The 25342-nt window shown below is 68.5% G+C and carries 23 protein-coding genes; 19 read left to right on the top strand and 4 right to left on the bottom strand.

Translation table 11 applies throughout. From position 1 onward, the window contains the following. Window positions 1-165: 165 nt before the first annotated feature. From ACF09J_RS32615 to metF, 13 genes are all read left to right on the top strand, one after another. Entirely contained in the window at window positions 166-318 is a 153-nt protein-coding gene (locus tag ACF09J_RS32615; RefSeq protein ID WP_392309075.1) for a hypothetical protein, read from the top strand. A gap of 878 nt (window positions 319-1196) precedes the next feature. Beyond that, window positions 1197-1976 carry an alpha/beta fold hydrolase gene (locus tag ACF09J_RS32610; protein WP_392309074.1) on the top strand — a complete coding sequence of 260 codons (780 nt, stop codon included), beginning with the start codon at window positions 1197-1199 and terminating at the stop codon, window positions 1974-1976. A 318-nt stretch (window positions 1977-2294) separates the two neighbouring features. Further along, on the top strand, window positions 2295-2993 hold the full coding sequence (locus ACF09J_RS32605; protein WP_392309073.1) for a type 1 glutamine amidotransferase domain-containing protein: 699 nt from the start codon (window positions 2295-2297) through the stop codon (window positions 2991-2993). A gap of 100 nt (window positions 2994-3093) precedes the next feature. Then, window positions 3094-3780 (top strand): phosphoribosylanthranilate isomerase, encoded by a 687-nt coding sequence (locus ACF09J_RS32600; RefSeq protein ID WP_392309072.1) that lies wholly within the window; start codon window positions 3094-3096, stop codon window positions 3778-3780. Window positions 3781-3791: 11 nt separating this feature from the next. Then, a complete protein-coding gene (gene upp, locus ACF09J_RS32595; protein ID WP_392309071.1) occupies window positions 3792-4463 on the top strand; it encodes a uracil phosphoribosyltransferase in 672 nt (223 codons plus the stop codon). A 96-nt stretch (window positions 4464-4559) separates the two neighbouring features. Further along, a complete protein-coding gene (locus ACF09J_RS32590) occupies window positions 4560-5234 on the top strand; it encodes an NAD(P)H-dependent oxidoreductase (RefSeq protein WP_392309070.1) in 675 nt (224 codons plus the stop codon). 70 nt (window positions 5235-5304) lie between these two features. Continuing rightward, window positions 5305-9357 carry an amino acid adenylation domain-containing protein gene (locus tag ACF09J_RS32585; RefSeq protein WP_392309125.1) on the top strand — a complete coding sequence of 1351 codons (4053 nt, stop codon included), beginning with the start codon at window positions 5305-5307 and terminating at the stop codon, window positions 9355-9357. Between the two features lie 6 nt (window positions 9358-9363). Further along, window positions 9364-10314, top strand: a complete 951-nt coding sequence (locus ACF09J_RS32580) for a pseudouridine-5'-phosphate glycosidase (RefSeq protein ID WP_392309069.1) — start codon at window positions 9364-9366, stop codon at window positions 10312-10314. Beyond that, complete coding sequence (locus tag ACF09J_RS32575; RefSeq protein WP_392309068.1) at window positions 10314-11276, top strand: ribose-phosphate diphosphokinase; 963 nt, start codon at window positions 10314-10316, stop codon at window positions 11274-11276. The genes ACF09J_RS32580 and ACF09J_RS32575 overlap by 1 nt, the downstream gene beginning before the upstream one ends. Before the next feature lie 54 nt (window positions 11277-11330). Next, a complete protein-coding gene (locus ACF09J_RS32570) occupies window positions 11331-12047 on the top strand; it encodes a HemK2/MTQ2 family protein methyltransferase (protein ID WP_392309067.1) in 717 nt (238 codons plus the stop codon). A gap of 118 nt (window positions 12048-12165) precedes the next feature. After that, a complete protein-coding gene (gene metK / locus ACF09J_RS32565; RefSeq protein WP_392309066.1) occupies window positions 12166-13419 on the top strand; it encodes a methionine adenosyltransferase in 1254 nt (417 codons plus the stop codon). A gap of 25 nt (window positions 13420-13444) precedes the next feature. After that, a complete protein-coding gene (locus ACF09J_RS32560) occupies window positions 13445-14428 on the top strand; it encodes a carbohydrate kinase family protein (protein WP_392309065.1) in 984 nt (327 codons plus the stop codon). 22 nt (window positions 14429-14450) lie between these two features. Then, on the top strand, window positions 14451-15344 hold the full coding sequence (gene metF / locus ACF09J_RS32555) for a methylenetetrahydrofolate reductase [NAD(P)H] (RefSeq protein ID WP_392309064.1): 894 nt from the start codon (window positions 14451-14453) through the stop codon (window positions 15342-15344). A gap of 82 nt (window positions 15345-15426) precedes the next feature. Here metF and ACF09J_RS32550 read toward each other — a convergent pair whose 3' ends face one another. Continuing rightward, complete coding sequence (locus tag ACF09J_RS32550) at window positions 15427-16314, bottom strand: LysR family transcriptional regulator (protein ID WP_392309063.1); 888 nt, start codon at window positions 16312-16314, stop codon at window positions 15427-15429. A 225-nt stretch (window positions 16315-16539) separates the two neighbouring features. On the opposite strand from ACF09J_RS32550, the gene ACF09J_RS32545 reads away from it, so the two are divergent. The 4 genes from ACF09J_RS32545 to ACF09J_RS32530 all read left to right on the top strand — a co-directional run bounded on the left by ACF09J_RS32545 (window position 16540) and on the right by ACF09J_RS32530 (window position 20641). Beyond that, on the top strand, window positions 16540-17184 hold the full coding sequence (locus tag ACF09J_RS32545; protein WP_392309062.1) for a disulfide bond formation protein DsbA: 645 nt from the start codon (window positions 16540-16542) through the stop codon (window positions 17182-17184). A gap of 108 nt (window positions 17185-17292) precedes the next feature. Continuing rightward, the gene (locus tag ACF09J_RS32540) at window positions 17293-18234 is read left to right on the top strand and encodes an EamA family transporter (RefSeq protein ID WP_392309061.1); all 942 of its coding nucleotides are present in this window, start codon (window positions 17293-17295) and stop codon (window positions 18232-18234) included. Window positions 18235-18323: 89 nt separating this feature from the next. Beyond that, on the top strand, window positions 18324-19517 hold the full coding sequence (locus ACF09J_RS32535; protein WP_392309124.1) for an MFS transporter: 1194 nt from the start codon (window positions 18324-18326) through the stop codon (window positions 19515-19517). A 365-nt stretch (window positions 19518-19882) separates the two neighbouring features. Then, the gene (locus ACF09J_RS32530; protein ID WP_392309060.1) at window positions 19883-20641 is read left to right on the top strand and encodes an iron-containing redox enzyme family protein; all 759 of its coding nucleotides are present in this window, start codon (window positions 19883-19885) and stop codon (window positions 20639-20641) included. A 747-nt stretch (window positions 20642-21388) separates the two neighbouring features. On the opposite strand, the gene ACF09J_RS32525 is transcribed toward ACF09J_RS32530, so the two are convergent. Next, window positions 21389-21595, bottom strand: coding sequence for a DUF3761 domain-containing protein (locus tag ACF09J_RS32525; RefSeq protein WP_392309123.1), 207 nt, complete (start codon window positions 21593-21595; stop codon window positions 21389-21391). Window positions 21596-22221: 626 nt separating this feature from the next. On the opposite strand from ACF09J_RS32525, the gene ACF09J_RS32520 reads away from it, so the two are divergent. Next, window positions 22222-23280, top strand: coding sequence for a hypothetical protein (locus ACF09J_RS32520; protein ID WP_392309059.1), 1059 nt, complete (start codon window positions 22222-22224; stop codon window positions 23278-23280). A gap of 158 nt (window positions 23281-23438) precedes the next feature. Here ACF09J_RS32520 and ACF09J_RS32515 read toward each other — a convergent pair whose 3' ends face one another. Both ACF09J_RS32515 and ACF09J_RS32510 read right to left on the bottom strand, forming a co-directional pair. Then, entirely contained in the window at window positions 23439-24515 is a 1077-nt protein-coding gene (locus tag ACF09J_RS32515) for a response regulator (RefSeq protein WP_392309058.1), read from the bottom strand. Further along, complete coding sequence (locus ACF09J_RS32510; protein WP_392309057.1) at window positions 24508-24753, bottom strand: hypothetical protein; 246 nt, start codon at window positions 24751-24753, stop codon at window positions 24508-24510. The genes ACF09J_RS32515 and ACF09J_RS32510 overlap by 8 nt, the downstream gene beginning before the upstream one ends. 286 nt (window positions 24754-25039) lie before the next feature. Between ACF09J_RS32510 and ACF09J_RS32505 the strand changes: the two genes are divergently transcribed. Continuing rightward, on the top strand, window positions 25040-25294 hold the full coding sequence (locus tag ACF09J_RS32505; RefSeq protein WP_392309056.1) for a hypothetical protein: 255 nt from the start codon (window positions 25040-25042) through the stop codon (window positions 25292-25294). Window positions 25295-25342 lie beyond the last annotated feature (48 nt).

The following is a 25342-nucleotide window of genomic DNA, read 5'->3' as shown; positions in this document are numbered from 1 at the left end:
GCCTGACGGGCCGACCGGTTCACCTGGATGCGCTACTAGGCGAACCTCCTGCGCGACGGCCGTTCGGTCGTTTTTGCCGAGGCGGAGTTCAGCTGCCTCTCGCCCGACGTCTACCAGCGATTGCGCGGGCCCGGGCCGACCGGCGCGGTTCCGGCCCAGGGGCAGGTGGTCGACCCCGCCTCGGTCGGCCGTACGCTGCGGTCCGACGTGGTGTTCCTGGAGCTGGAAGGCCCGTCGCTGCGCTGGCAGCTGCACGCGTACACCCTGCACCGCATCCTCTTCGACCACCCGGTCGACCACATTCCCGGCATGGTGTAGATGGAGGCCGCCCGTCAGGCCGCGAGGCCGTCCGCCCGATGCCGGTCCTGGCGGTGGCTATGGAGAGCACGTTCGGGCGCTACGCCGAACTCGGCGCCCCCTTGCTGGATCGCAGAGGCGGCGGAACCCGTGACGGAGGGCACCGTACTCGTTCATGTCAGGGCCGTGCAGAACGACAGCACGGTGTTCGCCGCCCAGGTCAGGACCTGGCCGCTGTGAGGTGCTGATGCGACAGACGGCGTCCTGAAGCTGCCGGCCCTGCCGAGTACGGGTTCTGCGGCATTGTCCTACGCGGCTTGGCCGGAAATCGCCCAACTAACGTTCCGTTAGCTGCGTTGGTGCGACGCGCGTTTCGCGCTCTTCCTCGGTCGACGCCTACTGTTCAGGCTTCAAGAAACAGGCAACTTGCATCTCGCCCAACGCTGAGGAAATCACCTTCAGGTGACCGGCCCGTTTACGCCAGAGGTCCCCTTTCCCCAGGTCAGAGCTATATTCGCAAGGAGAACGGACGGTTCCATATTACGGGCAAGCGTTCGAGAAAGGCCGTTGACAAACAGGCAGATCTGTCTGTTAGTGTTCCTGCGCCAGCCGGACCTGCCGTGGGCGTATGCATTACCGACTCCTCAGGAGTGTGGATGGCTCGACCCCAAGTCGTGGTGCCGCACGCCGGGCCCGCGAGGTAACTCCGCTCTTGTACCGACCGCGCCACGCATCGCACCTCACAACTGACGCCGAGTTGCCGAAGGGACCGTGAGCCTGGGCGTGGTTTCGTGCCGCCGTCTCGATCGCTCGACGGCGTGAAAGACAATCTGCGCACACCAGCCGCACGTCACTGGTGCACGCGCATCTACTTCACGATCCAGAAGGGATGATCAGTCATGCCTACGATCACCGTGGGAAGCTCCCGCATCCAGTACCGCGTCACCGGCTCGGGCCCCGCCCTGATGCTGGTCCACGGCGTCGGCAAGGGCGGCGAGGCGGCCTTCGGGCACCTGGTCGATCAGTTCGCACAGCGCAACACGGTCATCCTGCCCGACCTGTCCGGAAGCGAGGCGGCCGAGGACGACGGTGGCGATCTGACCATGGAGCAGCTGGCCGACGAGGTCGCCGCCGTGATCGAGCACGCCGGACTCGGGCCGGTCGACCTGGTGGGCTTCTCCCTCGGCGGTGCGGTCGTGGCGGCCACGGCGGCCCTCCACCCCGACAATGTCCGGCGCCTGGTCCCCGTGGGCGGTCTGGTGCAGACCGACCGCTACATGGAGAACCTGATCGGCCTGACGCTAAGCCAGAAGCACGACCCCAAGGCGTTCGGCCGGGTGCTGACGACCACCGCGTTCAGCCCGCGGTTCATCAACAGCCTCGACAGCCTGGACGAGGTCGACAAGATGGGCGCGGAGCTGAGCCCGTCGAGCGGTCGCATACGGCAGTTGGAGCTGCTCGTGCGTACCGACATCCGCGACCTCGTCGGCAAGGTCCAGGCGGAGACCCTGGTCCTCGCGTGCAACCCGGACGCGGCGGTGCCGACCCAGCACTCGCGTGACCTGCACGCCGGGATTCCGAACTCGTCCTACATCGAGTTCGACAGCGGCCACATGGTGCTCGTCGAGAAGCCGGACGAGTTCGTGCGCGCCGTCAACGAGTTCATCCACAAGCCCTGACCTGCGGTCACATCTCACCGCCGGTGGCGCCCAGGGGTGCGGCCAGCTCGGGAAGCGCCCCTTCGCACAGCACCTGCGCCCCTTCGCGTAGCGCCGACGCGACCTTTCACGTCGCGATGCGCCCCGTCGCACCTGGGGCAACGCCGGTGTACCTGCTTCTTCGCACCACCCCCGCGCCCTGGCGCCCGGCACGGCACATCCCGGCACGGCACATCCCGGCGCGGCACATCCCGGCGCGGCACATCCCGGCGCGGCGCCGGGAGCGCCGCGCCGGCCAAGCCCAAGCCCGCTCGATTCACGAGAGACACAGGAGAAGAAGTGGCCAAGATACTGCTCGCGGTCAGCAGCCATGACGTTCTCGGAGACACCGGGAACAGGACGGGCTACAGCGTCTCGGAGGCGGCCCACCCGTACAACGTCTTCGTGTCCGCCGGACACGAAGTGGACTTCGTCTCGGTGCTCGGCGGTGAGCCGCCGGCTGTGGTGTTCGACGGGGAGGAGAACGACCCGGAGATCATGGGATTCCTCGCCGACGAGATCGTCCAGGCGAAGCTCGCGGTGACCCGGCCCGCCTCCCAGGTGCGGTCGGAGGAGTATGCGGCGATCTACTACGTCGGCGGCCACGGCGCGATGTGGGACTTCCCCGACTCCCCGGACCTCGCGCGGATCGCGATCGACATCTACGAGCGAGGCGGTGTCGTATCCGCCGTGTGCCACGGCCCCGCAGCACTCGTCAACCTCCGCCTCTCCGACGGGACCCGCCTGATCGAAGGCAAGAGGGTCACGTCCTTCAGCAACGAGGAGGAGCACTCCCTCGGGCTCGTCGACGTCATGCCCTTCCTCCTGGAGGACCGCCTCAAGCAGCGCGGCGCCCATCACAGCAAGGCGCCGGCCTACGAAGCCCACACCGAGAGCGACGAGCGGGTCATGACCGGCCAGAACCCGGCGTCGGCCGCGCCCCTCGCCGAACTCGTCGTGGCCGAGCTCAAGAACACGCTGGGCACCTCGCCCCGCTGACCGCTTCACGCCCTGTCCCGTAACCGGGTTCACCCCTGGGGCGGGGAGGGCGCCGCACCCAACGGACGTCGGCACTGGATGCCAGGAATAGGAGAGCAGAATGCAGAACCTGATCCAAGTCGCGGGAATCATCGACCAGGCCGAGGCGGACATGATCGTCGAGGAGGGAGCGGACTGGCTCGGGTTCGCGCTGCGGCTGCCCGCCAAGAACGAGGATCTCTCCGAGGCGGACGCGGCCGCCATCATCAAGGCGATCCAGCCCAGGAACAAGGGCGTCATCATCACGTACCAGACCGACGCGGACGAGATCAGGTCCTTCTGCGCGGACATGGGCGTCGACGCCATCCAGTTGCACGGTGACGTGGCCCCCGCCGAGCTGCGTCGGCTGCGGGCGATCGCCCCGCACCTCTTCGTCCTGAAGAGCCTGGTGGTGAAGGCGGACAACCTCGACGAGCTGGCCAGGACGGTCGACGGCGCCGCGGAGTCCGTCGACATGTTCATCACCGACAGCTTCAATCCGGCGACCGGCGCCAAGGGCGCGACGGGCCTGGTGCACGACTGGGGCATCAGTGCGGAGCTGGTGCGGATCTCGCCCCGGCCGCTGATGCTGGCGGGCGGCCTGAACCCGCAGAACGTCGCGGAGGCCATCGAGAAGGTCCGCCCGGCGGCGGTGGACGCGCACACGGGACTGGAGGACGCGTCCGGCCGTAAGGACCGGCTGAAGGTGCGCACCTTCGTTGCGGAGGCGCGCAAGGCATTCGATCGGATCGCCGACGAGAGTAAGTAGAGGTGAGGGGAATGGCCATAGAGGCAACCGCGCTTCAGGATGCTGTTCACCTCCTGCCGCAGACTAAACAGTTGCGCGCGCTCCAAAGCATCGTACGTGACCGGCACGCCAAGCGGAAGGACTTCGTCCCCAACGCAGGCCGGATCATGCGGCAGTTGATCGAGGCGAGCCTGGAACTGCTGCCGTTCGAGCCGTACGACGTGCAGACCCCCGTGGGCAGGACCTATCACGGGCTGCGTCTGACCGAACAGATCTGCGGGGTGTCCGTCGCCCGGGCCGGCGACAGCATGGAAACGGAACTGCGCGCGATGATGCCGGAGGTTCGGATCGGCAAGATCCTCATCCAGCGCGACAAGATCACCAAGCTGCCGCGGCTGTACCATTCCGCGCTGCCCGCGGACATCGCCCGGCGCCACGTACTGCTGCTCGATCCGATGCTCGCCACCGGCGGCACCGCCCTGGCCGCGATCGACGTCCTGTGCGACCACGGCGTGCCCGAGGAGCACATCGTGTTCGTGAACCTGCTCTCCTCTCCCGAGGGGATCAAGGTCGTCCGCGAACGCCGCCCCGGCGTGCGGATGGTGACGTCGTCCATCGAGGAGCGGCTGGACGAGAACGCCTTCATGCAGCCGGGCATCGGCGACTTCGGAGACCGGTACTTCGGGACGGACCTGCCGGCCTGAGCCCCCAAGAGCCGGGCCCCTGCCCGCCCCCGCCGCGCACACCGCAACACGTACGCGGCGCACCCCTGTTCGCCTCACCCAAGGAGCACACCGACCGTGACCACCGCAGGCGCCGACGGCGTCACCAAAGTAGCCGTCATCTACTACTCCGGAACCGGCAACGTCCACAAGCTCGCCGCGGCCGCGGCCGAGGCGGCGGAGAAGGCCGGCGCGCAGACCCGCCTGCGCCGGGTGCCCGAGTACGTAAACGAATCCCTGTGGCCCGACTTCGCCGAGTGGACCCAGGCCTGGGCGGAGAACGCCGAAGCCATCAAGGACGTACCGACCGCCGCCGTCGACGACCTCGACTGGGCGGACGCCATCCTGATGGGCGGCCCGGGGCGACACGGCCTCATCCCCGCCCCGCTCAAGCACTTCATCGACCAGGCGTGGCCGCTGAACGCGCGCCGCGGACTGGCGGGCAAGGTCATGTCGTCGTTCACCTCGACCGGCGCCCCGCACGGCGGTCAGGAGAGCACGATCCTGTCGCTGAACAACGTCTTCTACCACTGGGGAGGGATCATCGTGCCGCCGGGCGTCACCGACGACATCATGATGACGCCGAGCAACGGCAACCCCTACGGGGTCAGCTCGGTCTCCGGCCGGCAGGCGATTCCCGGGCGGCTCGCCGAGAACGTCACCGACGACAACCTCGCCGCGATCGCCTACCAGACCCAGCGCGTCACCGAGATCGCCACAGCGCTGCGGCTCGGGTCCGCAGCCGGCTTATAAGGACGCCCAAGGCTGCGCACCGTTCCTGCGTGAACGGCCCGATGCCACTCATCCAATGGGGGACCGAATGATGCCAGACAACGGATCCAGTCCGGAGTCTTCCGCGAGGACGACCCTTCCCGATCTGCTCCGGGCGCAAGCGGCGCGCCGGCCCGACAGCACGGCCGTCGTGTACGGCGAGGACCATCTGACCTACCGCGAACTCCTGCGGCGCAGCCACCAGGTGGCGGGCTGCCTGCACCGTATGGGCGTGCGCGCCGACGACCGGGTCGGTCTGTTCGTGGAGCCGTCGCTGGATCTGATGACCGGCGCCTGGGGAGTACTGTTCGCGGGCGGCGCCTATCTGCCGCTCTCGCCGGAGTACCCCGAAGAGCGCCTGCGCTACATAATCGAGGATTCCGCCACCGACGTCATCCTGACGCAGGCGGACCTCGTCGACCGGCTCACCGCGCTCGCACCCGAGGGCACCACGATTATCACGGCGGACGACGCCGAGGGCTTCGCCCCGGCGCCCACCCGGCCGGCCGCGGAAAACCTGGCGTACGTCATCTACACCTCCGGCAGCACCGGCAGGCCGAAGGGCGTGATGATCGAGCAGCGGAGCATCGTCAGCCAGATGCGCTGGCTCGCGGAGGCCTATGGGATCGGCGACGGTACGAGAGTGCTGCAGAAGACGCCCATGAGCTTCGACGCGGCGCAGTGGGAGATTTTCGCGCCGGCGTGCGGCGCCCTGGTGGTGATGGGCAGCCCCGGCATCCACCGGGACGCCGAGCGGCTGATCCACACCATCAAGGAGCACGGCGTCACCACGCTGCAGTGCGTGCCGACGCTGCTCCAGGCGCTGCTGGACACGTGCGAACTGCCCACCTGCGACTCGCTCACGCAGATCTTCACCGGCGGCGAGGCGCTGACCAGGACGCTCGCCCAGGAGTGCCTCGACGCCCTGCCGTGGTGCGAGCTGGTCAACCTGTACGGGCCGACCGAGTGCACGATCAACTCGTCGGCGTTCGCCGTGGACCGCGCCCGCGTCGCGGAGGGGCCGAACTCCCTCTCCATCGGCGCCCCCGCGGATGGCACGACGTATCACATCCTCGACGCCGAGCGGTCCGTGGTGGCCGTCGGCGAGGTCGGCGAGCTCTACATCGGCGGGATCCAGCTAGCGCGCGGCTATCTGCACCGCCCGGAGCTGACCGAAGAGCGGTTCGTGGCCAACCCGTTCGGTGCGGGCCGGCTGTTCCGGACCGGCGACCTGGCCTACTGGAACGCCGACGGAACCGTCCAGTTCGTCGGCCGGGCGGACAACCAGGTGAAGCTACGCGGCTTCCGCGTCGAGCTGGACGAGATCAAGCTGGCGATCGAGAACCACAACTGGGTCAAGCACGCCGCGGTGATCGTCAAGGAGGACCGGCGGACCGGCTTCCAGAACCTGATCGCCTGCGTGGAGCTGAACCCCAAGGAAGCGGCCCTGATGGACCAGGGCAACCACGGGGCGCACCACCAGTCCAAGGAGAGCAAGCTCCAGGTCAAGGCGCAGCTGTCGAACGCCGGTGTGCGGGACGCGGCGGAGACGGCCGGCAAGTGGAAGGTCGACCTGCCTGGCCGGACCACGAAGGAGCAGCGGCGGCAGGCGTTCGCGCGCAAGACCTACCGCTCCTACGAGGGCGGGGAGGTGACGAAGGACGACATCCTCCGGCTGCTCGGCCGCCGGGTCACCGGCGGACGGCCGCGCACTCTGTCCGAGATCGGCTGGGAGCAGTTCGGGGAGATCCTGCGGTACTTCGGACAGCACCTGAGCGATGAACGACTGCTGCCCAAGTACGGCTACGCCTCGCCCGGTTCGCTCTACGCCACTCAGCTGTACCTGGAGCTCGTGGGGATCGCCGACCTGGCCGCGGGGATCTACTACTACCACCCGGTCGACCACCGGCTGGTCCTCATCACCGAGACGGCGGGTGGGGCCGAACCGCGCGTGACGCTGCACTTCCTCGGCCGGAAGCGGGCCATCGAACCGGTCTACAAGAGCAACATCCGCGAGGTGCTGGAGATCGAGACCGGCCACATGGTGGGCCTGTTCGAGGAGATCCTCCCGGCGTACGGCCTCGACATCGCCGCGCTGGAGTACGCTCCGGAGACGAAGGACCGCCTGGAGGTCGCCGAGGAGGACTACTACCTCGGGACGTTCGGACTGGTCCCGTACGCCGGGCCGCGCGCGCAGGACACGGTCGACATCTACGTCCAGGCCCACCCGGGGAAGGTTGCAGGGCTGCCGGCCGGCCAGTACGCCTACGCGGACGGACGGCTGGAGCGGATCTCCTCCGACCTCGTGCTGCGCAAGGAGGTCATCGCCATCAACCAGGCGGTGTACGACCGGGCGAGCCTGGGCATCTCAGTGATCAGCCGCAGCGGGCCGGACTGGCTCCGATACATCGATCTGGGCCGCACACTCCAGCACCTGTCGATGAACGACGCCGGCCTGGGGTTCATGTCGTCCGGATACAGCTCCCGCACCGGCGACGACCTGCCGTCCGCCCGGAAGATCGACGGCATGCTGCGCGCCCTCGGCCGGATGACCGGGCCATCGTACTTCTTCGTGGGCGGCAGGGTGAGCGAGGAGCAGCGGCTGCACGAGGGCATGCGCGAGGACGTCGTCCACATGCGCGGTCCGGCGGAGATGATCCGGGAAGACCTGATCAACTTCCTGCCGGACTACATGATCCCGAACAAGGTGGTGGTGCTGGACGCGCTGCCGACCACCGCCAACGGCAAGATCGACGTCCGGGCGCTGGCCGCCTCCGACAAGACCGACGTGGGCAGCGACGAGCGGCCCTTCGTCGCCCCCCGCACCACCGCCGAACGCCGCATCGCCCAGCTGTGGAAGAAGGCGATGAAGCGGGAGACGGTCTCGGTGCACGAGGACTTCTTCGCCTCCGGCGGCAACTCGCTCATCGCGGTCGGACTCATCACCAAAATCAACCGGGAACTGGGGGCGTCACTTCCGCTCCAGGTGCTGTTCGAGTCCCCGACGATCGAGGCGCTCGCCCGGCGGGTGCAGGGCGGAGACGCGGAGCGCTCCTCCCGGCTGGTCCCGCTCCAGCATGAGGGGGCGGGCAAGCCCGTCTTCTGCTGGCCCGGCCTGGGTGGCTACACCATGAACCTGCGGCTGCTGGCCGAGCAGACGGGCACCGAGCGACCCTTCTACGGGGTGCAGGCGTACGGCATCAACACGGGCGAGGTGCCGTATCCGACGATCCGGCAGATGGCCGCCGACGACGTGCGGGCCATCAGGGAGGTGCAGCCGGAGGGCCCGTACACGCTGTGGGGGTACTCCTTCGGGGCGCGCGTCGCCTTCGAGACGGCATACCAGCTGGAGCAGCGGGGGGAGAAGGTCGAGCACGTGGTGCTGATCGCGCCCGGCTCGCCCAAGGTCCGCTCGGCGTGCGCGATGGAACGGAACGCCTCATACGCCAACAAGGCGTACGTGCGGATCCTGTTCTCGGTCTTCGCAGGCACGCTCGACGGGCCCCTGGCGGACGAGTGCGTCGCCGTCGCCGAGGACGATCGGACGTTCGCCGAGTTCATCAGCGCGCATTTCCCGGGGCTCGACGTCGACCTGGTGCTGCGGATCGTCCAGGTGGTCGGGACGACCTTCGAATTCAGTTACAGCTTCCGTGAGTTGACGGAGCGCCAGATCAGTGCTCCCATCACGATCTTCAAGGCGCAGGGCGACGACTACTCGTTCCTGGACGGTGCCAGCGGCTATGCAGATGCGCCGCCGACCATGGTCGACCTCGCGGCCGACCACTACTCGATCCTGAAAGATCCGGATGTCGAGGAGTTGGCCACGGCCATCCGCCGGCGTCTGGGGCTCCAGAAGGAGACCATCATGCCGCACGTCAACATCAAGCACTTCCCGGTGGCGCTCAGCGACGAGCAGCAGGTCCGGCTCGTCTCGGCCGTGACCGAGGCGGTGAGCACCGCGTTCGACTGCGACGAAGGCGTGGTGTCGATCGCGATCGAGCCGGTCGACAAGGAACGCTGGAATGAACAGGTCTACATACCAGAGATAGTTAATCGTCGGCACATCCTCAGCAAGGTCCCGAACTACGGCCCGGACGCCGGCTGAGCGATGATGACTAACTCCTTTCGACACCAGCAGCTTCCTCTTGTCTTCAGCGAAGAAGTGGGCGAGGCGCTCCACGAGGGACGTCCCGTGGTGGCCCTGGAATCCAACGTCATCACCCACGGCCTGCCCTACCCGGACAACGCCGCGACGGCCCGGAAGGTTGAGGAGGCAGTCCGGGCGGGCGGCGCCGTCCCAGCCACCGTCGCCGTGGAGAACGGCCGGATCGTGGTCGGCATGACCGACGCCGACATCGACCGGTTCGCCTCCACGCCCGGCATCCCCAAGGTGAGCAGCAGGGACATGCCGGTGGTGCTGGCCCAGGGCGGGATGGGCGCGCTGACCGTCGCCTCGTCCCTCGTGGCGGCCGAGTTGGCGGGCATCCCGTTCTTCTCCTCGGCCGGTATCGGCGGGGTGCACCGGGGCGCGGAGCGGACCATGGACGTCTCCTCCGACCTCATCCAGTTCACACGCTCCAAGGTCGCGGTGGTGTGCGCGGGCGCGAAGAAGATCCTCGACCTGGGCCTGACGCTGGAGTACCTGGAGACCCAGTGCGTGCCGGTGGTGTCGTACCGCTCCGACGACTTCCCGGCCTTCTACTGCACCTCCAGCGGCTTCCGCAGTCCGCTGCGGCTCGACGACGACGAGGTGATCGCACGGTCGATCGAGAACCACTGGGCGCTGGGCAATGACAGCGCCTTTCTGATCACCACGACGGTCCGGCCGGAGGACGCGATCGACAGCGACGAGGTCGACGCCGCCATCACCGAGGCCATGCGGGCGGCCGAGCGGGACGGGGTGCGCGGGCAGGCGATCACCAAGTACCTGATGCGGGCGGTGGACCGGGCCACGGAGGGCCGCTCGGCCAGGGCCAACATGGCCGTGCTGGTCAGCACGGCCGAGGTCGGCGGTCGGCTCGCCGCGGCGCACGCCGCGTACCGGAAGGGCCTGCACGGCTGATGGCTGCCAGGAACGTGATGCTGTTCGCCGGGCGCAGCAACCCCGAGCTGGCGGAGGAGGTGGCCAAGCATGTGGACGTGCCGCTGACCCCGCAGTCGGTGTACGACTTCGCCAACGGGGAGATCTTCGTCCGGTTCGAGGAGTCGGTGCGCGGCAGCGACGCGTTCGTCCTGCAGAGCCACTGCGCCCCCATCAACAAGTGGATCATGGAGCAGCTGATCACGGTGGACGCGCTTAAGCGCGCGAGCGCCCGGCGAATCACCGCGGTCATGCCGTTCTACGGCTACTCACGGCAGGACAAGAAGCACCGCGGCCGCGAGCCGATCTCGGCCCGGCTGGTGGCCGACTTGCTCAAGGCGGCCGGCGCGGACCGGATCATGACCGTCGATTTGCACACCGCCCAGATCCAGGGCTTCTTCGACGGCCCGGTCGACCATCTGCTCGCCCAGAACCTGCTCGCCTCGTACGTCGGCGACATCTACGGCGACGCCCCCGTCACCGTGGTGTCGCCGGACGCCGGGCGGACCCGGCTGGCCGAGAAGTGGGCCGACCATCTGGGCGGCCGGCCGATCGCGTTTGTGCACAAGACGCGCGACCCGGACCGCCCCAACGAGGCCGTCGCCAAACGCGTCGTCGGCTCGGTGCGCGGCCAGCTGTGCGTCCTCATCGACGACATGATCGACACCGGCGGCACGATCGCCAACGCCACCCGGGTGCTGCTGGACGAGGGCGCCGCCGACGTCGTCATCGCCGCCACGCACGGCATCCTGTCCGACCCGGCCGCCGGGCGGCTGGCAGGCTGCGGGGCGCGCGAGGTGATCGTCACCAACACGCTGCCGATCCCGGAGGCCAGACGGTTCCCCGCGCTGACCGTGTTGTCCATCGCCCCGCTGCTGGCCCGGGCGATTCGCGAGGTCTGCGAGGACGGCTCGGTGACGAGCCTCTTCGACGGACACGCGTGACCCTACCTGCTTGACGCAGTGTCAGAACTTGCTGACCGAAAGGCGTTTCACGTCATGGCGTCCATCCAGCACACCGCCACCACCGACACCTACCAGCCGCTGATCCCCGAGGAGCAGGTCGAGACGGTCCTGGAGCTGCGCAAGGTCCTGTCCGGGGGCGACGCTCCGCAGGAGGGCGCGCAGACCGTCCCCTTCCTCGGGCTGACGCTGACGGTCCCCTCGACGGTCATGACCCCCTGCCCGGTCTCCCCGATCCTCGGCGGAGCGGTCTTCGCCGAGGTGCAGGAGGGCGACCGCGTCCTCGACATGGGCACCGGCAGCGGGTCCCTCGCGATCACCGCGGCCGCCAAGGCGTCCGAGGTCGTCGCCGTCGACATCAACCCCGACGCCGTGGAGGCGGTGCGCGCCAACGCCGCCCGCAACGGGGTGGCCGACCGGGTCCAGGCCCAACTGAGCGATGTCTTCAGCGCGGTCGAGGGCACCTTCGACCTGATCATCTTCAACCCGCCATTCCAGTGGTTCGCCGCCCGCGACGTGGCCGACTCCGCCACCACGGACGAGAGCTACGGCGCGCTGACCCGGTTCTTCCGGGAGGCCAGGAAGTACCTCGCGGAGAACGGCCGCATGATGATCTTCTTCAGCACGATGGGCGACGTCCAGTACCTCCAGAAGCTCATCGACGAGGAGGGCTTCCGGCACGAGGTCGTCTTCCGGACCCTCCGGCCCGTCGCCGACCTGCCGGTGGAGTTCTCCTGCCACCGCCTGTCGTAAGCGTGGGATGAACACGGTGCAGGCCTCTTCGCCGGGAGCCGGCGAGGGGGCCTCCACCGGGGCCGCAGGACACCGCACACCCCTGCCGTACCCGCCGTCGATCAGGAGGAAGTCGCCCGTGTCCCGTCGTCTGTTCACCTCGGAGTCCGTGACCGAGGGCCATCCCGACAAGATCGCCGACCAGATCAGCGACACGATTCTCGACGCGCTTCTGCGCGAGGACCCGGCCTCCCGGGTCGCCGTCGAGGCGCTGATCACCACCGGCCTGGTGCACGTGGCTGGCGAGGTCACCACCAAGGCCTACGCGGACATCGCGACCCTCGTCCGCAACAAGATCCTGGAAATCGGTTACGACTCCTCCCAGAAGGGCTTCGACGGCGCCTCCTGCGGCATCTCCGTCTCCATCGGGGCCCAGTCCCCGGACATTGCCCAGGGCGTGGACGCTGCGTACGAGGCCCGGGTCGAGGGCGTCACCGCAGGGGACCAGGCGGACGAGCTGGACCAGCAGGGCGCCGGCGACCAGGGCCTGATGTTCGGCTACGCCTGCGACGAGACGCCGGAGCTGATGCCGCTGCCGATCCACCTCGCGCACCGGCTCTCCCGCCGCCTGTCCGAGGTCCGCAAGGACGGCACCGTGCCCTACCTGCGCCCGGACGGCAAGACGCAGGTCACCATCGAGTACGACGGCGACCGGGCCGTCCGCCTGGACACGGTTGTGGTCTCCGGGCAGCACGCCGCTGGCGTCGACCTGGAGTCGCTGCTCGTGCCGGACCTGCGGCAGTACGTCGTCGAGCACGTGCTGAAACAGCTCGCCGCCGACGGCGTCAAGCTGGACACCGAGGGCTACCGACTGCTGGTCAACCCCACCGGCCGGTTCGAGATCGGCGGTCCGATGGGTGACGCGGGTCTGACCGGCCGCAAGATCATCATCGACACGTACGGCGGTATGGCCCGTCACGGCGGCGGTGCCTTCTCCGGCAAGGACCCCTCCAAGGTGGACCGCTCGGCGGCGTACGCGATGCGCTGGGTCGCCAAGAACGTGGTCGCCGCCGGTCTCGCCGCGCGCTGCGAGGTGCAGGTGGCGTACGCGATCGGCAAGGCCGAGCCCGTCGGCCTGTTCGTGGAGACCTTCGGCACGGCCAAGGCCGACCACGAGAAGATCGAGAAGGCCATCGACGAGGTCTTCGACCTGCGACCGGCCGCCATCATCCGCGACCTGGACCTGCTGCGTCCGATCTACGCCCAGACCGCCGCCTACGGTCACTTCGGCCGTGAGCTGCCCGACTTCACCTGGGAGCGCACCGACCGCGTGGACGCTCTGCGCACGGCCGCCGGCCTACACGGGACGCCGCTCCTCGCCGGCCGGTCCTGACGTCCTGACCTTCGAGGAGACCGCAGTGCGTATCGCCGTCACAGGCTCCATCGCGACCGACCATCTCATGGTCTACCCGGGCCGGTTCGCCGAGCAGTTCATCAGCGAGATGGTCGAGCACGTGTCCCTGTCCTTCCTCGCCGACCACCTGGAGGTCCGTGAGGGAGGCGTGGCCGCGAACATCTCCTTCGGCATGGGCCGCTTCGACCTGCGGCCGGTGCTCGTAGGCGCCGCGGGCGTCGACTTCGCCGCCTACGGGGAGCGGTTACGGGAGGCCGGTGTGGACATCGCCTCCGTCCGGGTCAGCGAGACCCTGCACACCGCCCGGTTCGTGTGCACCACGGACGCCGACCAGAACCAGATCGCGACGTTCTATGCGGGCGCCATGGCCGAGGCCGGCCGGATCGACCTCGCCGAGGTGCACCGGCGCACCGGCGGCCTGGACCTGGTGCTCGTCGGCGCCGACGACCCCGAGGCCATGCTGCGGCACACCGCGACCGCGCATGCGCTCGGCGTTCCCGTCGCGGCCGACCCCTCGCAGCAGCTGGCCCGCCTCGACACCGACCAGACGCGGCGCCTGGTGAACGGGGCACGGCTGCTGTTCACCAACGAGTACGAGAGCGCGCTGCTGCGCGAGCGCACCGGCTGGAGCGAGCAGGAGGTGCTGGGGCGGGTGGGCACCTGGATTGTCACCCGCGGCGCCAAGGGCGTGTCCATCATGGCGGCCGGCGGGCGGCGGACGGACGTGCCAGCCGTGGTGACCGAGCACGTGGTGGATCCGACGGGCGTGGGCGACGCCTTCCGGGCCGGTTTCCTCACGGGCCTGGCCTGGGAGCTGCCGTACGAGCGGGCGGCACAACTGGGCTGTGCACTGGCCACGTCGGTGCTCGGGTCCGTCGGCACCCAGGAGTACAAACTGCTTCCCTCCGAGCTGCTCGCCCGGATCGGCGGGGCATTCGGAGCCGAGGCGGCGCGGGAGATCGGCGAGCGCCTGGGGAACGACACATGACCGCGCGGACCGGGGGCCGGACGTGACGACCCTGCGTGCTGTGCTCGACCGGGAAACTCCCACGTTCTCCTTCGAGTTCTTCCCGCCGAAGACCGACGCCGGGGCGCGGACCCTGTGGCAGACGATCCGCCGGATCGAACGGCTGGCCCCGGACTTCGTGTCGGTGACCTACGGGGCGGGCGGCTCCTCCCGGGACCGCACCGTCCAGCTGACGAAACGGATCGCCGCCGAGACGACCCTGCGCCCCGTCGCGCACCTCACCGCGGTCGGCCACTCGACGGCGGAACTGCGCCACATCATCGGCCAGTACGCCGACGCTGGCGTCCAGGACGTCCTGGTGCTGCGCGGTGATCCGCCTGGCGCTCCCGGCGCGCCCTGGATCCCGCACCCCGACGGGTTCACCTACGCCCACGAACTGGTCTCCCTGGTGCGGGCGTCGGGGGACTTCAGCATCGGGGTCGCCGCCTTCCCCGAACGCCATCCGCGCTCCCCCGACTGGGACAGCGACATCCGGCACTTCGTCGCTAAATGCCGGGCGGGGGCCGACTACGCCATCACGCAGATGTTCTTCCACGTCGAGGACTACCTGCGGCTGCGCGACCGGGTGGCGGCGGCCGGCTGTGACGTCCCGATCATCCCGGAGATCATGCCGGCCACCGACGCCCGCCAGATCAGCCGTTTCGCCGAGTTGAGTGGAGCCGCCTTCCCGGAGGACCTGGCCCACCGCCTGGAGGCCTCGGCGCACGACCCGGAACAGGGCCACCGCATCGGCGTCGAGTACGCCACCGCGATGGCCGAGCGGCTCCTTGCCGAGGGCGCTCCCGGGCTGCACTACATCACGCTCAACCGGTCGACGGCGACGTTGGAGATCCATGGCAACGTACGCCCGCACCAGCCGGCGCTGACCGGCAACTGACCCGGACAGGCAAGGCGGTTGAGCCGCGCCGGCTGTCTTGTGCCCAGGCGCGGCCCGCACCTCGCGGGCCGCGCCTGGGCAGTCATGAGGGGGTGTGACCGTCCGGGATGCCGAGGAGGCGCAGGAAGGCGGTCGCCGCGGGGGTGCGGCTCTCGGGGCTCCAGATGATGTACTCCACGCGGGCCGGCGCGTCGATGACCTCGATGGTGGTCACGCCGCTGAGCTGAGCCGCGTAGGCGGACGGCAGCATCGCCACGCCGAGGCCCTGCCCGACCAGCCGGGCCAGGAAGTCCGCGTTGGTCACCTCGAACGCAACGTCACGGGTCAGACCGGCGGCGGAGAAGGCCAGATCGGACTGGGCCCGGCCGGCGGTCTTCGCCGGCAGGTCGACGAACACCTCCGAGGACAGCCGCTGCAGGTCGATCGCCGGACCGTCGGCTAGTGGGTGATCGGGCGCGACGACGGCGACGAGCCGGTCCCGGGCGAGTTCGCGGCAGCTGACCCCTTCGGGCCGCGACGTGGTCGGCAGCCCCAGGAAGGCGACCTCGATGGCACTCTGCTTGACCTGCTCGACGAGGTCGTCGCTCGCGCCCACCCGGAGGCTGATGCGCACCTGCGGATACCGCTGCCGGTAGTCGCGCAGCGCGCCCGGGATGTCGACGGCGGCGACGGACGGGATCAGACCGACGGAGAGCCGCCCGCGGACCTGACCGATGGCAGCGGCCACCTCGACGGCCGCGCGCTCGGCGGCCTCCAGGCACTGGCGGGCCGCGGGGAGGAACGCCGCACCGGCCGGGGTGAGCCGCACCCGGCGCGTGGTGCGCTCGAACAGCTTCGCCCCCAGCTCCTGCTCCAGACGCGCGATCTGGTGGCTGAGGGCGGACTGCACGACCAGACAGCGCTCCGCGGCCCGGGTGAAGCTGTTCGTCTCGGCGACGGCGACCACGTAGCGCATCTGCTGCAGTTCCATGGTGATCTATCTTGTCCCACGATAAATGAGATGACAAATATGTGTTGGACTCATTGATGGCGGCCGGTCCAGAATTTGAGCGTGCCACGTCCGGCACCCAAGGACCTTGCCATGTCGCCGCTTTTCGCTGTTGACGAGTTCCGGTCGGACGGCGGCAATTCCCTCTTCACCCGGATTTAATCCGCTTGACCGGATCTCGATTCGACCGGAAGGACCGTCCTTTCCATGAGTGGCACGCCGTTCAGCCAGCAGGCGAAGACCGTCGTCGACATGTGGGTCGACCCGCGCTGCCCCTGGGCGTGGATCACCTCCCGGTGGCTGCTCGAGGTGGAAAAGGTGCGGCCCATCGCAACGCGCTTTCACATCATGAGCCTTTCGGTGCTCAACCAGGGCCGGGAAGTGCCGGAGAAGTACCGGCAGGGCATGATCGACGGCTGGGGCCCGGTGCGCGTGTGCATCGCCGCCGAGGAGCGGTACGGCACGGACGTGCTGCGGCCGCTCTACAACGCCATGGGCGCCCTGATCCACCTCAAGCAGGCGGGCCTCAAGCGCGACATGATGGTCGCCGCCCTCGCCGAGGCCGGACTGCCGGAGGACCTCGTCGAGGTCGCCGGCACCACCGACTACGACGAGGCACTGCGGGCCAGCCACCACGCCGGCATGGACCCCGTCGGCACCGAGGTCGGCACTCCGGTCATCCACGTGCCCGGCCCCGACGGTGAACTCATCGCGTTCTTCGGCCCGGTCATCTCGCCCGCGCCGCGCGGCGAGGCCGCCGGCCGCCTGTGGGACGGGGTGCTCGCCCTCGCGGGCACCGACGGATTCTTCGAACTGAAGCGCTCCCGCACCCGCGATGCCATTTTCGACTAGGCGGCGCCGCGGATTTCCGCGGTCAGGAAACGGTGACGTGAAAACACAACTTCTGCCTGGCGCCGGCCCATACCGCGCCCGGTGTCGCGAAGCGGAGGACGGTGCGCCATGAACAGTGGTCGGCAGCTCCTCACCTCGGGTGTCACGGCGCTGGCGCCGGCGATCTGGGGAAGCACCTATCTGGCGACGACCGAATGGCTGCCACCGGACCGGCCCCTGCTCGCCACCACCATGCGGGCGCTTCCCTCCGGTCTCATTCTGCTGCTCATTTCCCGCGTCCTGCCCAAGGGGCAGTGGCTGTGGCGCTCCCTGGTGCTCGGGACGCTCAACATCGGTGCCTTCAACCTGCTGCTGTTCGTCGCCGCCTACCGCCTGCCGGGCGGCGTCGCGGCGATGATCATGTCGGTGCAGCCGATGATCGTGCTGATCCTGGCGGCGCTGGTGATCGGCGACAAGATCCGCCCGATCCATGCGCTGGCCTGCGCCCTCGGCGCGGCCGGAGTCGTCCTGCTGGTGTTCAAGGGCTCCACCGAACTGGACACCGTCGGCGTGGCCGCCGGCCTCGGCGGAGCGGCCTGCATGGCCACCGGCATCACGTTCACCAAACGCTGGGGGCGCCCCGAGGGAGTGGGACTGCTGCCGTTTACCGGCTGGCAGCTGCTGGCCGGCGGACTCGTGTCGCTGCCCTTCACCCTGACCGTCGAGGGGCTGCCCGGCTCCCTGACCGGAACCAACGTCTTCGGGTTCGCCTATCTCATCGTCTTCGGCGCGGTGATCAGTTACACGCTCTGGTTCCGCGGGATCGAGAAGCTGCCGGCCCTGGCCGTCTCCTTCCTGGCCCTTGGCAGTCCCGTCGTCGCGACCATCCTCGGCTTCGTCTTCGAGGACGAGACGTTCTCGGCGCTGCAGGTCGTCGGGATCCTGGTGATTCTCCTCGCCGTGGTGCTCGCGCAGCCCCGGCCGGCCAAGCCGCAGGGGCCGCCCGCCGGTGAGGAACCCGTGGTGCTCGCGACCAAGCCCGCCGCGGGCCGAGGCGGAGCGCGTTCCTGACGTCCCTCTTAAGCCACCGGAACCTCCCTTGAGCAGATTGTTGGAGACAAGTCATGTCCGTACAGGAACAAGAAAGCTCGTTGTCAGCCGTGAAGGGCTGGCTCGGCGTCGCCGCCATCACCGCTAGCCTTTTCGTCTTCCTCACCACCGAACTGATGCCCGTGGGTCTGCTCACTCCGCTGAGCGAGAGCCTGGACATCTCCGTCGGTACCGCCGGTCTGATGGTGACCGCGCAGGGCGTCGCGGCCGGCCTCGGCGTGCCGTTCATCGTGGCCTGGACACGGCGCGTCAACCGGCGTTTCCTCCTTTCCACGCTGCTCGCGGTGCTGGCCCTCGGAAATCTCGTCACCGCCATTTCGCCGAATTACCCGCTGATTCTCGGCACGCGCCTGTGCATGGGATTCGCCAGCGGTGTCTTCTGGGCGATCGGCGTCAGCATGGCCATGCGGATCGTGCCCGAACGGCACGCGAGCCGTGCTGCCGCGGTGGTGATGTCCGGTATCTCCATCGCCACCGTCGTCGGGATTCCGCTCGGCACAGTCGTCGAGGCCCACACGAACTGGCGGACCACCTTCGGCATCTGGGCCGGCCTCAGCCTGCTGGTGTTCCTCGCGGTGGCGGCGATCGTCCCGTCGCTGCCGTCGGAGAACGCCGTCTCCGTCAAGGAGGTCTTCTCGCTGCCGGTCTCGAACGGGCAGCTGCGCACGGTGCTGCTCATCGTCATCTTCTTCGTCCTCGGCCACTTCGGCGCCTACACGTTCGTCCGCCCCTACCTGGAGGACGAGGCGGGCGCCACCTCCACCTTCATCACGGTGGTGCTGATCATCTTTGGTGTCGGCGGCGCCATCGGGAACTTCGTCGCCGGCTACACGGTCAACCGCAGTCTGCGCGGCACCTTCGTGGTCGGACTGGTCGGCCTCCTGGCCGCCCTGCTGCTGCTGCGCACCATCGGTGACGCGGAGACCGGAGCCGTCGTCGCCCTGGTCCTGTGGGGTCTGTCCTTCGGCGCCGTGCAGCTGTCCCAGGTCAACATGACGCTCGCCGCCGCGCCGGAGACGTTCGAGGCAGCGATGTCGCTCAACACCATGGCGTACAACACCTGCATCGCGCTCGGCGCGCTGTTCGGCGGACTCTTCGTCGACCACATGGGCGTCACGAGCGTCATCTGGTTCGGGGTGGTGCTCGCCGCCGCCTCGCTGCTCCTCAGGCTCAGCACCGGCTGGAAGAAGGAAACCTCGGCGAACCCTGTCTCCGAGGACGACCATCTGGCTCCGACCGCCTGACGGGCCGCCCTCGCGCAATTCCCGCGAGGCCACGCGCATCCCCTTGGCCGGAAATCCCCCGACGGCCAAGGGGAGCTGCGCGTTGGCCTCATTTTCTTTTCCGCCGCGCAGATTTCCGCTGCGGCGGTCGTCGAATTATTCGATACTCAATGGCTAAATTGCTACCTGTTATCGCCAGGACCCGTGCCCCATGATTGAGCCAGGTAAGCTTCAGGAACGCTACAGCCAGGCCAGAAATTGAACCGGTCCGTCCCGGCTGCGCCACGACCTGCGGCGCGAATTCCCCCGCACCGGTCGATCGTGCGCAAATCCAAAACAGTCACCGGCCCTGTCCGACCCCCGCCTGAACTGAGAGTGGAAGCGCGATGACGACAACCACCGCACCCGTACTGCACGACCAGGTCGTCTCCCTCATGGACGAGCTGGAGCGGCACGACGTCTACACCAACGACTACTTCAAGTTCCTCCAGGAAAACCAGTGGAACAGCCGCACCTACGACTTCCACCGGGCCAACTTCTTCCACCGGACCGAGGGCACGATCAAGGGCATAGCCCACGTGTGCGCCCAGGCGGCCGCCCAGGACGACCGTGACACGCTGACCCTGTTCTCCTTCATCCTCAACGAGGAGGCCGGGTACGGCGAGCCCGAGAAGTGCCACGAGGTACTGATGGAGAACGCGCACAACCTGCTCGGCGAGAGCGAGTTCGGGCTGGCGCCCCTCCGCGTGAAGGAGGCGCGTGACAGCGCCCTGGTCATCCCCCAGACGTTCGCCTACCGCGCGCGCACCCGTGAGCTGGTGGGCGGCAGCTACCAGCGGATGCTGGGCGTCGCGATGGCCCTGCAGTCCCACGCGGACACCATGCTGCACGTCTGCCGCACGGCGTTCCGCAATGCCAACACCGGCCTGCCGGCGACCGAGTTCGTCGAGAAGGTCGAGATCTACTTCAACATCCACGTCGGAGATGAGGGCGTCGAGGAGCGCCACGCCGCCGACGCGCGCAAGTGCGTCCTGAACAACGTCCGCACCGAGGCGGACCTCGCCGAGATCGCCTACGGCGCGACCGAGACCCTCAACAGCCAGCTGCAGATGTGGAACGCGATGTACAAGACAGTCACCAGCTGAGTCCGAGCCCCCCACGACAGAGAGGCAGCTCACCAAACGTGCAGAAGATACGAGGCATCTCCGACGTTGTCCTGGCCCTTCCCGAATCGGCGACCCACGGAACCGCGGCGAAGCTTGTCGCGCTCACCGGCAACTCGCCCCCGACGACCAGATCATCGACCTCAGCATCGGCGCGCTGGACACCCCGACCGATCCCCGGATCGACCAGGGCGTGATCGAGTTCATCCGGTCCCAGTCCGACGTGATCCACGCCTTCGCGCCTGTCAAGGGCTTCACGTTCACAGCTCTGAACCCTAACGAATGAATCGAACATCATTGAGCTTCTTCAAGGCGGTCGCTGATGGTGTCGGTCGGTGCATAATGAGTGATTCGTCCCTATTCTGTCGCACTCGACCTGCCGCACGCACTCGTGGAGTGAGGGAGGCGACAGCCGCATTCGTGCGGCCATCTCCTCGACGGGTATCCCGCGCCGGTGCGCCGCCCGTAACGCCGCGTTCCGGCGCTGCTTCAGCCGCTCGCCCGCCGCCTCACCCGCCACGGTCCGCTGCAGCACCACCGCCGCGTGCAGCAACAGCCGGCCGATCATGTCGTCCAACCTGCGTGGCTTGAAGCACCCTGTCGCCTGTGCGTCACCCCGCCTGCGCTCACGGTCGGCGGAGTCGCGGGCCGCGGCAAGGGTGCGAAAAGGCCGCACGCGAAGCGCCCCCGTCCGGATCGTCTCCGAGCGGGGGCGCGGCGGCGTCCCCGCTACCGGTACCAGTACCTGACGCCCTTATGCCGAGAGCAGGTCCCCCGGAACTTCCGGCTGTACGAGTACGTGCCGTCCTTGCACTTCGCTGTGGCCCCACGCGGATGCGCAGAGTTGGCCTTGCAAACGCCCGTCGTATGCCGGGCGCACGACGCCGCTGCTGCATCCGTCGCCACCGCGACCGGCGCCACGAGCGCACCCGCCATCACGACCGCGGCCACCACACCGCGGAATCTCGTCAGCATGGGCTTCCCCTTCGCTGGTTCGGAGCAGCGAGCATGCCCCGCCAGATGGCATCCGGAGACAAGCCCGGCCGCCGGTCACCAGGCCGTGACAGCCGTGGCCGGAATGTCACCAGCCGTTCGAGCCAGGCGAACGCGCGGCCGAGCTGGCCCGCCAGCCGCCCGCGCATGCCCCTTTGACCCCAACCAACCCCAGCGCACCCTGCTCCCTCGCACCACCGGCTGTGCTCCGGCCAAAGCGACCTCGGGCGGTGCACTCCGCCGAGACCTGTGACGAGGCCGCTCCCAGGTCCTCATGGCGGGGGACGGTCATCCCCGCCCACGTGCGGTCGCGCAGTCTTCGCCTCTTCCGTCCGGATCCTGCGGTATCCCGGTGGGCGGTCTCGGGTAGCTCCTGTCGGAGCGACCGGGAGGGGAAGATCGTGGGTAAGGCGAGCCGGGGTAAGAAGCAGCGCAGCCGTGACACTTCGACGACGTGGAGCGACACCAGGGCGGCCCGCGCCGCGCACCAGACACGAGCTGACACCTGTCGGCTCCTGCAGGACAACACGTGGGTACGCACGATGATGGCGTCGAACGTGAGCAACCGGATGACGGAATTACGCACCGTACTCCACCACAGCGACGCGCCTGAACAGCACCGCGAGAACATAGCGTTCGCGATGATGCTCGGCAAACAGGGGATGCGGCGGCCGTGGCCGTCCAGCCCCATTGAGGCGGCGCGGTGGCAGATCCGGCAGGTTCTCCAACTTCTCAACGACGCCGAGGTCCTCGTCATCTCGCCAGCCGCGCACGCAGCGGTCATGGCTGCGGCTGCCACCCTGGAGCCCGCTGACGTCGGCACCCTCGACAAGAACAGGGACATCCCCATGCCGACAGGGCTGCTGGTACTGCCGGAGCCCGTCGTCGTGGAGAACCGGGGCGGATCCCTCTCCGACATCCGTGCCTTCGGCTGGCAGTTCGTCACCCAATACCAGGTCCTACCCGACGCCCAGTACTCCGGGGTCCAGCTTGCGTGCTTCATGGACCGCGACGGCCCCGTACAGCCGGAGCCCTGGCGCCTTGCCGTCGCCCAGGCGCGCGCCACCGGATCACCGCTTCCTCCGCTCGTCCCTGACGGGATCTACGGACTGCGGGCCGACGGCGCCCTCGCCGCCGAGAGCAGCGAGCGGCACACCGAGATCTCCGAAGAGCACCGCAGGCTTAACACCGTCCTGAACCAGGTCGCCCAGCACAGCACACAGCCGCCGGAGGAAGGGCAGTGGGACGGCGGGCGGATCAAGGACACCTACGACGACTTCGCCGCCCGCTACGCATTCGCATTCTGGCGGCTCGCCGCCCAGGGCGTCACAGTCCTCGGCGCCCCGCAGGAACCCGGCGAGAACAGACCCCGGAACCGGCCTGGGGCACAGCCGGCGGAGCCCGACGTCCGCGTCATCCGGCTCACCAACCAGGTGCCAGCACAGCGTTCGACGAAGGACGGCGGGACGAGCCGGGTCTACCACCACCGGTGGACCGTCCGGATGCACAAGGTCCGACAGTGGTACCCCAGTGCACAGGAGCACCGCGTGATCTGGCGCGGCCCCTACATCAAGGGCCCGACCGACGCGCCCTTGATGGTGGGCGAGAAGGCGTACTCCGTGGACTGATGCCGGTCTCAGCCGGCCATGCATAGGACAATAGCCGCTGCCTCCGGCCAGACCGTCCGGCAGAGGGGCCGAGTACACGGCCGGTGCCGTGGCAAGCAAGCCCGGCCCCGTACCTTCTTCGTGTACGGGACCGGGCGATGCTGCGATCTACCGGAGATCTACTGGCTGTGTCGCTCAAGGTAGATGGAGGTGAACACGGCGACTTTGGCACGCAGAGCCCACGGGTCGAAGGGCTTGCTGATGTAGTCGACGGCGCCGGCCGCGTACCCGCGGGCGGAGTGTTCGGATCCGATGCCCATCGCAGTCAGGAAGATGATGGGAACGTCCCGGGTCCTCGGACGGCGTTTGATGTGAGCACAGGTCTCATAGCCGTCCATATCCGGCATCTGTACGTCCATGATGATGACGGCGAAGTCGTCGTGGTCGAGCAGGGCTTTGAGGGCCTCCCGGCCGGAGGAGACCGTGACGAGCTCCTGCTCGAGCGTCGCCAGAACTGCAGTCATCGCCAGCAGGTTGTCCGGCTGATCATCGACGATGAGGATCTTCGGCATGTCCTGTGGCCCCGCCGGTAGCACAGCCGCTGTTGCCTGCTCGACGGCTTCCAGCTGGCGTTCGAGCAGATCGCAGCGGTCCTCCGCCGAAGCACGCTGAGCCTGTGCCTCCCGGAGGGCTGCTCCGAGGCGCTCGACTTCCAGCTGGAGCACGTTGCGCTCCTGGATGAGACCGGAGACATCCGGATGCGCCTGCGCGAGCTCATCCGCCCGCTTCTGCTCCGCAATGCGGTCGGCCTCCAGCTGGTTGAGCAGCGTCTCCAGGTCGGCGATGCGCTGTGTCCGGTCCAGCAGCGCATCGCCCAGGACGTCGCCGCGGACGCTGGACCGCCGGGAGACATGGTCGGCGTCGGCCAGCTGCTGCTCCAGGATTTCCACCGCGTGCTTGGGCGACGAGGCGGCGTCTACCGCCGATCCGTACAGGCCCCGTACCAACTCGATGGCCTCGGTGGTGACCGCGGTCCCACGATGCTCGGCAACATCAGTGAAGAGGTCGCTGATGACCTGCCACGGAGGTAACCGGGTGCCGTTCAGGTAGCGCGAGACCGTCCCCGGATCGAGTCTGCGCCGGGCCGCATACCGACGGACGGACAGGTGAAGGCTCTCGAAAAGCTCACGCAACGCCTCGGCCAACGCCCGCGAAGCATCGTTGAGGTCGTCTCCCAGAGGTCGCAGTTCACCCATTGCTCTCCTCCTCGACCGTGCTGGCGCCAACGGTGTCTGACGGCTGGACGGCGCTGTCATCGATGGCGATGAGGCGGTTGAAGAAGGACACGGCCAGTCCTGTAGCGGCGAGGCCCGCGAGCAGGCTGCGCGCGGCGCCTTCCCCTGCGACGGCCGTCAGCCCGCTTGCCGCCCCGCCGCTGAGCAGGGCGAGCAGAAATACCAGGGCTGACCTCAGTGACAGCAGAGGACGGTCCACCGTGCTCTCCATTCATCCAACCCGCCGCTGTGCGACAGGACTTGTCTCCCATCTGGCCGATTGCGGATGGAGAAACCAGGATGAACGAAGACAGAGGTGTTGCAGTCCACGATCCGAAAGCGGGGCAGTGCAGACTGCCTGTTGCGTAGGCGTTGTCGCCGTTCACCGCCCACTCCTGGCTGGTCAAGAGCTTGGTAGCTAGCTCTGTTGCCAGAGCGTTGCTCTGCAACGCTGCCGATCTTCAACAACGCCCGACACCGTGGAGCAGCTCAGGTCGGCGGACCGAATGCGTGGGCCGGGCCTGATCCGCCGGCTGGCCCACCCGGCCGAGCCGAAACGCCCCCGCACCCGCGGACACATCGTCCGCGCATGCGGTACCCGCAAGACCCTCATCGCGCTGCGCGCCGCCGAGAAACCGCAAGCCGCGCACCTGATCCCCGGCGCCACCAAGGTGTGGGCGCCGCCCCGGATCCAGCAGATGCCCGGAGAGAGCTGCTGCACCGTCGGCAACGCCCTGGACCCGGCACCGGCACCGCACTGAAAGGGGTGCCTGGCTCCGGCGAAAAGCTGCTTGCACCTTCCCCGCCGC

Source organism: Streptomyces sp. NPDC014889, from assembly GCF_043081205.1.
Classification (GTDB): Bacteria; Actinomycetota; Actinomycetes; order Streptomycetales; family Streptomycetaceae; genus Streptomyces.
This window is presented reverse-complemented; position numbering and strand designations above follow the sequence as displayed.